General features: G+C 58.8%; 9 protein-coding genes and 1 pseudogene. 5 read left to right on the forward strand and 5 right to left on the reverse strand.

The window, feature by feature from the left end:
* The first annotated feature begins 42 nt into the window (after window positions 1-42).
* Together R1A29_RS01575 and hemE are read left to right on the forward strand one after the other, a co-directional pair.
* Entirely contained in the window at window positions 43-1461 is a 1419-nt protein-coding gene (locus tag R1A29_RS01575; protein ID WP_039757038.1) for an FAD-dependent oxidoreductase, read from the forward strand.
* Window positions 1462-1604: 143 nt separating this feature from the next.
* The gene (hemE, locus tag R1A29_RS01580; RefSeq protein WP_007968321.1) at window positions 1605-2672 is read left to right on the forward strand and encodes a uroporphyrinogen decarboxylase; all 1068 of its coding nucleotides are present in this window, start codon (window positions 1605-1607) and stop codon (window positions 2670-2672) included.
* A 71-nt stretch (window positions 2673-2743) separates the two neighbouring features.
* Here hemE and R1A29_RS01585 read toward each other — a convergent pair whose 3' ends face one another.
* From R1A29_RS01585 to R1A29_RS01595, 3 genes and pseudogenes are all read right to left on the reverse strand, one after another.
* Window positions 2744-3388, reverse strand: coding sequence for a retron system putative HNH endonuclease (locus tag R1A29_RS01585; RefSeq protein WP_438300460.1), 645 nt, complete (start codon window positions 3386-3388; stop codon window positions 2744-2746).
* On the reverse strand, window positions 3385-4653 hold the full coding sequence (locus R1A29_RS01590) for an AAA family ATPase (RefSeq protein WP_438300461.1): 1269 nt from the start codon (window positions 4651-4653) through the stop codon (window positions 3385-3387). The genes R1A29_RS01585 and R1A29_RS01590 overlap by 4 nt, the downstream gene beginning before the upstream one ends.
* A gap of 78 nt (window positions 4654-4731) precedes the next feature.
* Window positions 4732-6008 (reverse strand): annotated as a pseudogene (locus R1A29_RS01595) (MFS transporter).
* 118 nt (window positions 6009-6126) lie between these two features.
* Between R1A29_RS01595 and R1A29_RS01600 the strand changes: the two are divergent.
* Window positions 6127-7023 (forward strand): LysR family transcriptional regulator, encoded by an 897-nt coding sequence (locus R1A29_RS01600; protein WP_039766450.1) that lies wholly within the window; start codon window positions 6127-6129, stop codon window positions 7021-7023.
* Here R1A29_RS01600 and R1A29_RS01605 read toward each other — a convergent pair whose 3' ends face one another.
* The gene (locus tag R1A29_RS01605) at window positions 7024-7461 is read right to left on the reverse strand and encodes an excinuclease (protein WP_085711066.1); all 438 of its coding nucleotides are present in this window, start codon (window positions 7459-7461) and stop codon (window positions 7024-7026) included.
* Between the two features lie 118 nt (window positions 7462-7579).
* Between R1A29_RS01605 and R1A29_RS01610 the strand changes: the two genes are divergently transcribed.
* Complete coding sequence (locus tag R1A29_RS01610) at window positions 7580-7885, forward strand: type II toxin-antitoxin system RelE/ParE family toxin (protein WP_102620197.1); 306 nt, start codon at window positions 7580-7582, stop codon at window positions 7883-7885.
* On the forward strand, window positions 7882-8169 hold the full coding sequence (locus tag R1A29_RS01615) for an addiction module antidote protein (protein WP_011332089.1): 288 nt from the start codon (window positions 7882-7884) through the stop codon (window positions 8167-8169). The genes R1A29_RS01610 and R1A29_RS01615 overlap by 4 nt, the downstream gene beginning before the upstream one ends.
* Before the next feature lie 47 nt (window positions 8170-8216).
* Here R1A29_RS01615 and R1A29_RS01620 read toward each other — a convergent pair whose 3' ends face one another.
* Window positions 8217-8657 (reverse strand): excinuclease, encoded by a 441-nt coding sequence (locus R1A29_RS01620; protein WP_438300462.1) that lies wholly within the window; start codon window positions 8655-8657, stop codon window positions 8217-8219.
* Between the last annotated feature and the right edge of the window lie 13 nt (window positions 8658-8670).

Below are 8670 nucleotides of genomic sequence, written 5' to 3' on the forward strand. Positions count from 1 at the left end.
TGAAGCTTGTAGCTTGGAGCTGTCGTGTAAGAGGTTTTGAAGATGGCCGAACGTCTCAGTAACGACTTCCAGTTCATCGATGTCGGGCGCAAGGATCCGAAGAAGAAACTGTTGCGTCAACGCAAGAAAGAGTTCGTGGAAATCTACGAACCGTTCAAACCCCAGCAGTCGGCCGACCAGGCCCACCGCTGCCTGGGCTGCGGCAACCCGTATTGCGAATGGAAGTGCCCGGTGCACAACTTCATTCCGAACTGGCTGAAACTGGTGGCCGAGGGCAACATCCTCCAGGCCGCCGAGCTGTCGCACCAGACCAACACCCTGCCGGAAGTCTGCGGCCGGGTGTGCCCGCAGGATCGTCTGTGCGAGGGTGCGTGCACCCTCAACGACGGCTTCGGTGCGGTGACCATCGGTTCGGTCGAGAAGTACATCACCGACACCGCGTTCGCCATGGGCTGGCGCCCGGACATGTCCAAGGTCAAGCCGACCGGCAAGCGTGTCGCGATCATCGGCGCAGGCCCGGCGGGTCTCGGTTGTGCCGACGTGCTGGTGCGTGGCGGCGTGACTCCGGTGGTGTTCGACAAGAACCCGGAAATCGGCGGTCTGCTGACCTTCGGCATCCCCGAGTTCAAGCTCGAGAAGACCGTGCTGAGCAATCGCCGCGAAGTCTTCACTGGCATGGGCATCGAATTCCGCCTCAACACCGAGGTCGGCAAGGACGTGACCATGGAGCAATTGCTCGCCGAATACGATGCCGTGTTCATGGGCATGGGCACCTACACCTACATGAAGGGCGGTTTTGCCGGTGAGGATCTGCCGGGCGTTTATGACGCGCTGGACTTCCTGATCGCCAACGTCAACCGCAACCTGGGCTTTGAAAAGTCGCCGGAAGATTTCGTCGACATGAAAGGCAAGAAGGTCGTGGTTCTGGGCGGCGGCGACACGGCGATGGACTGCAACCGCACGTCGATCCGCCAGGGCGCCAAGTCCGTGACCTGCGCCTATCGTCGTGACGAAGCGAACATGCCGGGCTCGCGCAAAGAGGTGAAGAACGCCAAGGAAGAAGGCGTGAAATTCCTCTATAACCGTCAGCCGATTGCGATCGTTGGTGAGGACAAGGTCGAAGGCGTGAAAGTGGTCGAGACCCGTCTCGGCGAGCCGGACGCCCGTGGCCGTCGCAGCCCCGAGCCGATCCCGGGCTCCGAAGAGATCATCCCGGCCGACGCCGTGGTCATCGCATTCGGTTTCCGCCCGAGCCCGGCGCCGTGGTTCGAACAGTTCGAAATCCAGACCGACAGCCAGGGCCGCGTCGTTGCGCCTGAGCAAGGTCAGTACAAGCACCAGACCAGCAACCCGAAAATCTTCGCCGGTGGCGACATGGTGCGCGGTTCCGACCTGGTGGTGACGGCGATCTTCGAAGGCCGCAATGCGGCGGAAGGGATCCTGGATTACCTGGGGGTCTGAAGACCCCAGCTTCAAGCATCAAGCTGCAAGCCTCAAGTTAAAGCAATTGCGCTTTAGGCTTGCGGCTCGTAGCTTGTCGCTCGTCACTGTCTTTCTGCGTCTCGCTCTGAGAAAATGCCCGCACTTTTTTTCCGGATGCCGACATGACTGCCCTGAAGAACGACCGTTTCCTCCGCGCCCTGCTCAAGCAACCCGTAGACGTCACCCCTGTGTGGATGATGCGCCAGGCCGGCCGCTACCTGCCGGAATACCGCGCCAGCCGCGCCCAGGCCGGTGATTTCATGAGCCTGTGCATGAATCCGGAATTCGCCTGCGAAGTCACGCTGCAACCTCTCGACCGCTATCCGCAACTGGACGCGGCGATTCTGTTCTCCGACATCCTCACCATTCCCGATGCCATGGGCCAAGGCCTGTATTTCGAGACCGGTGAAGGTCCGCGCTTCAAGAAAGTCGTCAGCACCCTGGCCGACATCGAAGCCCTGCCGATCCCGGATCCACACAAAGACCTCGGCTACGTGATGGACGCGGTCAGCACCATCCGCCGCGAACTCAACGGCCGTGTGCCGCTGATCGGTTTCTCCGGCAGCCCGTGGACCCTCGCCACTTACATGGTCGAAGGCGGCTCGTCGAAAGACTTCCGCAAGACCAAGGCGATGCTCTACGACAACCCGCAAGCCATGCACCTGCTGCTGGACAAGCTGGCGCAGTCGGTGACCTCGTACCTCAACGGCCAGATCCAGGCCGGTGCGCAAGCGGTGCAGATCTTCGATACTTGGGGCGGCAACCTGTCGGCGGCTGCGTATCAGGAATTCTCCCTGGCCTACATGAAGAAAATCGTCAGCGGCCTGATCCGCGAGCACGACGGTCGCAAGGTGCCGGTGATCCTGTTCACCAAGAACGGCGGCCTGTGGCTGGAAAGCATCGCAGAGGCCGGTGCCGACGCACTGGGCCTGGACTGGACCTGCGACATCGGCAACGCCCGTGCCCGTGTCGGTGACAAGGTCGCGCTGCAAGGCAACATGGACCCGACCGTGCTCTACGCCAAACCCGAAGCGATCCGCACCGAAGTCGGGCGCATCCTCGCCAGCTACGGCAAAGGCAGCGGCCACGTGTTCAACCTCGGCCACGGCATCACGCCGGAAGTCGATCCGGAACACGCCGGCGCGTTCCTGCGCGCGGTGCACGAGTTGTCGGCGCAGTATCACGAGTAATCGGCGCTCAGAGCTAAAAGTAGAAAACCAAAACGCCCGGCTTATGCCGGGCGTTTTTGTTTGCGATGGGTTTAGCGTCCGAGGAGTTGTTCGGCGTAGCGGGCGATGATGTGGTCGAAGGGTTTTTGATTGGCGATAGCGCCAAATCTGATCGCCGTCACCAACCGATCAAGCTCTTCTTCGCTGACTTGCATGACGAACTCATCATCGAAGAATCGACGGACTGTATCCTGACGTCGATTTCTGAGGTACGCGATGTCCAGCGCCAACACCTCGATCATCTTGGCGGCAGGAGCGTCGTCAGAGTCTTTCGGCTGTATCTCGCCAGTGCGCAGGTAGCGGAAGCGCTGTTCACAATTCTCGTCGGTGGGAGAAATGTGTTGGTTTTCGTCGAACCAGTTGCCCTTGTGATGGCCACAGTGCAACGGATTGCCGGGCTTCGTCTCACGCAGGCAAGAAGCGTGGAGATTGTTGAATTCCAACGCCAGCTCTTCGAAATGCTCTTGAGGTCTGAAGTGCTCGATATGACTGGTCGATGCATCGATTTCCCGGCCGCAATAGCAGCAAAAGAAGCCTTGCTCCTGAAGCAGGGCATTATGCAAATCCCGCTTTTGCGGGTTTTGTAGCGTTGGGTAAGTTGGACTCCACTCGTCGTTTGCCGAGTTTTTCCATTCTGTAAATGAAGCGGGTTCAGTTCCTTTGAGCACTCGCTTCATTTTCCGAGAATCTCCTTGCGCCTGATGAGTGCTTCGGCGCCGGCGAATTCCGGTAGGTCGGGGGCTTTCTTTTTCAGCGCCTCAAGTTGTGATTTTGCCTTTTCGAGGTCGTTGTCTTCCAACGTGGAAAAAAGCTCGGACAGCAGATCTTCGATTTCCGGTTCGCGCTGCGTAACGCCCATTACCTCTTCAAGCACGCTGCTGGAATCCAGACCGTAGGTGACACGCGGATGAGTAGGATCCCCGTTGTGCAACACGATGACTTCCTCGGGTTTCAGGCTGCCGATGATTTGTGGGGAGTGGCTTGCTGCGATGAACTGGACTTTGGGAAAAGCCTGTCTCAATGCAGGCACGATGCTGCGTTGCCAGGCAGGGTGAAGGTGGATATCCAGTTCGTCAATCAGGACTAACCCAGAGGTTTTTTTCAGAACATCCTTACCCAAATGAGGGTTGAGGATGCACATGCGGCGTGCGATATCTGTAAAGAGCGCAATCATTCCGCGCTGACCATCACTCAGATCACTGAAAGGAACTGTTGTCCCTTCCAGCTCAATTAACAATGTTTGCGTTCGTAAGTCGTAGCGCAGATCTCTGGCATTCGGTAAAGCAATTTGAATTGCACGGTTAACCCAAGCCAGTTCGTCCTCCTCAATCTGAGTGGCGCCAGGTCCTATTTCCAAGACATTCTGCATGCGCTCCAGAGTCTTGCTAATCAGCCAGGCTTCAAAGCCTTTCAGATTTGTGACGGCATCGAACCAGTTTGAATAGCCATCCAAACGAGAAATGCGCTGTTTTACCGCGAACTCTGCAGCTACCCCAGCAATTTTCCAATGTCGATTTGCCCGATAGAAAACCAGCAAGGGTAGATCAATTGTTTCTCCAGAACTGACGCTTTCGATCACCCCTTGAGTTATACGAAACGGCCTCGAATCAAGTATTCGATGATCTGCTGCCAACCAAATGACATCCCAACCCTCAGATCCGAGGATGTCTCCCTTGGCTTCCAGAGCCAGCGGAAAAACACGCTCGAAACGAGTTCTCTTTTCAAACTCGTTGAAGGTGAAGCGCACGGACTCTTCCGTTAGCAGGTCTTTTTGGGCGCTGAACGCTTCACCATATTCGACAAATGAGGTCGCCACCGCCTGCAACAACGAAGTCTTCCCGCTCCCATTAACTCCCACCACCAGATTGAACTCCGGTTGAAAGTTAAAAGTGGCATCTTCGTAGCAACGAAAATTCTGAATGTGGAGACGGTCCAGGCGCATTCTGGCTTCCCTTTACCAAAGCGGGCGAATGCCGTCAGTGTACCTTGGCCCGCGATAACCGCTAGGGCGCAGTTGTGGCTAAACCTTTTCGCCACCACCCAGCGGCGGTAACTTCGCAAGCTTCAACGCCACCATCAGCGCCACCAGCAACAGCGCGCCGATGAACAGGCCAATCCCGTTCCACCCAGCCATGTGCCAGAACACCCCGCCCGCCGTCCCGGCGATGCTCGAACCGGCGTAATAGCTGAACAGGTACAACGACGAGGCCTGGCCCTTGGCCTTGAGCGCCCGGCGGCCGATCCAGCTGCTGGCCACCGAGTGGGCGCCGAAGAAGCCGAAGGTGAAGATCAGCATGCCGATGATCACCAGCGGCAGGGGGTGAACATCGTCAGCGCGAGGCCGGCGAACATCAGGGCGATGGTGGCCCACAGCACTTTGCGGCGACCCAGTTTGTCGGCCAGTGAACCGATTTTCGCCGAGCTGTAGATGCCCGACAGATAGACCACCGAAAGCAGCCCTACAAACACTTGATCCAGGTGATACGGCTCGGCCAGCAGGCGGTAGCCGATGTAGTTGAACAACGTGACGAACGCGCCCATCAGCACGAATGCCTCAAGGAACAGCAGCGGCAGGCCGGCATCGCGAAAGTGCATGGTGAAGCCGTCGAGCAAGCTGCGCGGGTGCAGCGAGCGAGAACGGAAGTTGCGCGACTCCGGCAGGATTTTCCAGAACACCGCCGCCGCGATCAGCGCCAGGCCACCAATCACCATCATCGCCGTGTGCCAGCTGACGAAGTCGATCAATACGCCAGTGATCAGACGCCCGCTCATCCCGCCAATCGCATTGCCGCCGATGTACAGGCCCATCGCCAGACCGATGTGCTGCGGATGGATTTCCTCGCTCAGGTACGTCATCGCGACCGCCGCCAGGCCGCTCAACGACAGCCCGATCAGCGCTCGCATGATCAGCACGCCGTGCCAGCTCGGCATCATCGAACTGGCGATGGTGCACAGGGCTGCGGCAAACAGCGCGGCGACCATCACCGGTTTGCGCCCGACCCGATCGGAAATCGGGCCGGTGATCAGCAGACCGAAGGCCAGCATGCCGGTGGCCACTGACAGGATCAGGCTGCTCTGCGCTGCGTTGATCGAATATTCATGGGACAGCAGCGGCATCATCGGCTGCACGCAGTACAGCAGGGCGAAGGTCGCGAAGCCGCCGCTGAACAGCGCGAGCACCGTACGCATGAACGCGGGCGTGCCTTTCTCGATGTAGATCTCTTGCAGTTCGGTCAGTACATCGTCCGCCGCAGCGGGCGGGACTTCATGGGCCAGTGGAGCGACGGCGGTTTTCACATCAGACCTCGGAGGGCGCGGACAGGCAGGCAATGAAAAAATCATATAGCTGGCTAATGTTTCTATCCAATATATTGTTCGACCTGTTTGATAGCTTTTACGACCTAATGGGGTGTCCATGGAATTGCGTCATCTTCGCTACTTCATCGCCGTTGCCGAAGAACTGCATTTTGGCCGCGCCGCACAGGTGCTGGGCATCTCCCAGCCACCGCTGAGCCAGCAGATTCAGGCGCTGGAACAGGAAGTCGGCGCACGGCTGTTCGAGCGTACCAATCGTCGGGTCGAGCTCAGCGAAGCCGGGCGACTGTTTCTGGAAGAGGCGCGGCTGGTGCTGGCCCAGGTCGATAAAGCGGCGGACGTGGCGCGGCGCGCACAACTCGGCGAGCTGGGGGAACTGAAGATCGGCTTCACCTCGTCGGCGCCGTTCAACTCGACCATTCCCCAGGCGATATTTTCCTTCCGCCAACGCTTCCCGGCCGTGCACCTGAACCTGCGCGAAATGAGCAGCACCATGGTGGCCGACGCACTGGTGGACGAGTCGATCGAGGTCGGCATCATGCGACCGCTGGGTTTGCCGGATTCGCTGAGCGTGGTCGAACTGATGCGCGAGCCCTTGGTGGCGGTGCTCAGTTCCAAGCATCCGCTGGCCCAAGGCAGCGAGGAAGGCCTGTTTCTGTCGGCTCTGGCCCTCGAACCGTTCGTGTTCTTCCCCCGCAGCTACGGCAGCGGTCTGTATTCGCAGTTGATCAGCCTGGCCCGTGACGCCGGGTTCAGTCCGCACTTCGCCCAGGAGGCGGGGGAAGCGATGACCATCATCGGTCTGGTGGCGGCGGGTCTGGGGGTGTCGGTTATGCCGGCCTCGTATCAGCGGATGCGCATCGACGGCGTGGTCTATCGACCGCTGCTGGATCCCGAGGCCGTGACGGCGGTATGGCTGGTGCAGCGCAAGGACCAGAAATCGCCGATGGCCAAGGCGTTTGTCGAGTTGCTCACACGCAAGGTCGAAGCCGGCTGATCAAGGCAACCGCACCAGATCACCCTTCAACGCCACCCGCGTCACAAACACCCCGGCGCGACATTCGTATGTGTTCAGATCCTTGCGCACATGCTGGTCGTAGTAGCTGACGATATTGGTCACCGCATTCGCCCCGACGCGCTTGGCCTGGGCCTGCAGGGCAATCAGGTTCGACTGCAGCACCCACTCGCAGGAGTCGTGATCGCTCTTGTTGAAGCCGTTGGTCTTCAGATCGCTGACCACACCGCGCTGCAACATCCGCTGAGTCCCCTGAGGTCCATTGCCGATCAGGTAAAACTTCACACTGCCATCGAGCCGCCCGGCACGAATCGCATCCGACAGCACGGTTTCGAACGGCATGTACATCAGGTTGGTGGCGTGGCTGGCGCTGGGAAGCAGACTGAAAAGGGCAGCGGCGATCAGGGCTTTCGCTTGCATGGTCATCTCCTTGACGTAACGCGCAGCAAATCATGGGTATGACGAGTGTAGACGCCGTATATCGGACAGAGAGAAGTCCATGTAGAGTGCGTGTAGCTCAAAGGCTACACTTGCGGCCATGACTGAGATACTTCGAAGCTCCACATTCTCGAGCTGGCTTGTGAAGCTGGCTGATAGTCGCGCCAGGATGCGTATTCAGGTGCGAATTGATCGCATGGCTGATGGGAATTTCGGTGATGTCAAAGCCATTGGCGAAGGGATCAGCGAAGCCCGAATTGACTATGGCCCGGGATATCGGGTCTATTTCATGCAGCAAGGTCGTCAGCTGGTCATCCTCCTTTGTGGTGGAGACAAGAGCAGTCAATCTCGAGACATCAAGCAAGCCAGGCTCATCGCGGAATCCTGGCAGGAGCAAAACCCATGACCGAACAATTCACTCGTTGGGACTCAGCCGAGTACCTCAAGACAGAAGAGGACATGGCCAACTATCTGGACGCCTGTATGGAGGAAGCGGGTGACGACCCGGCTTTTATTGCCAAGGCACTTGGCACTATCGCTCGGGCGCGTGGCATGACCCAGGTCGCGCGCGATGCAGGGCTGTCACGGGAAAGTCTTTATCGCGCACTGTCAGGCGAGGTAAATCCCGAGTTTGGAACGATCCTCAAAGTCATGAAAGCGCTGGGCCTGAAGTTGCACGCAAGCACATGATCTGAACTGAAAGGGCGCCGAAAGGCGCCCTTTGTCGTTTCCGGCGGTTACTGAACCGTCGCTAGGTCACCCTTCAACGCAACGCCGGCCATGATTGCGCCCGCGTGGCATTCGTAGTTTTTCGCATCCTTGCGCTCGTTGCTCTTGTAGTAGCTGACGATGTTGGTCACGGCATTGGCGCCGGCGTTTTTCGCCGCCTGGTGCAGGCTGATGATCGCCGATTGCACGACCCACTCGCAGGCTTCCTGGTCGGTCTTGTTGAAGGCGTTGGTCTTCTTGTTGGTCACCGCGCCGGGGCTGACGACGCTGACTTTGCCGGCCGGGGTGTTGCCCGCCAGATAGAACTTCACGCTGCCGTCGATCTTGCCGGTGCGGGTTGCCTCTGCGACCGCTTTGTCGAATGGCAGATAGACCGCCGTGTCACGGGCCTGGCTGACGGCCGGCAAGGCACAGATGAGCAGGGCGGCAGCGAGTTGGTTGAAGCGCATGGAGGTCTCCTTG

The sequence above is a fragment of the Pseudomonas sp. NMS19W genome (assembly GCF_051554255.1).
Lineage (GTDB): Bacteria > Pseudomonadota > Gammaproteobacteria > Pseudomonadales > Pseudomonadaceae > Aquipseudomonas > Aquipseudomonas kribbensis.

Excerpts from the sequence above, each read along its gene's own strand:
- R1A29_RS01575 (WP_039757038.1), top strand. The coding sequence starts at position 43 with ATGGCCGAACGTCTCAGTAACGACTTCCAGTTCATCGATGTCGGGCGC.
- hemE (WP_007968321.1), top strand. The coding sequence starts at position 1,605 with ATGACTGCCCTGAAGAACGACCGTTTCCTCCGCGCCCTGCTCAAGCAA.
- R1A29_RS01585 (WP_438300460.1), bottom strand. The coding sequence starts at position 3,388 with ATGAAGCGAGTGCTCAAAGGAACTGAACCCGCTTCATTTACAGAATGG.
- R1A29_RS01590 (WP_438300461.1), bottom strand. The coding sequence starts at position 4,653 with ATGCGCCTGGACCGTCTCCACATTCAGAATTTTCGTTGCTACGAAGAT.
- R1A29_RS01600 (WP_039766450.1), top strand. The coding sequence starts at position 6,127 with ATGGAATTGCGTCATCTTCGCTACTTCATCGCCGTTGCCGAAGAACTG.
- R1A29_RS01605 (WP_085711066.1), bottom strand. The coding sequence starts at position 7,461 with ATGCAAGCGAAAGCCCTGATCGCCGCTGCCCTTTTCAGTCTGCTTCCC.
- R1A29_RS01610 (WP_102620197.1), top strand. The coding sequence starts at position 7,580 with ATGACTGAGATACTTCGAAGCTCCACATTCTCGAGCTGGCTTGTGAAG.
- R1A29_RS01615 (WP_011332089.1), top strand. The coding sequence starts at position 7,882 with ATGACCGAACAATTCACTCGTTGGGACTCAGCCGAGTACCTCAAGACA.
- R1A29_RS01620 (WP_438300462.1), bottom strand. The coding sequence starts at position 8,657 with ATGCGCTTCAACCAACTCGCTGCCGCCCTGCTCATCTGTGCCTTGCCG.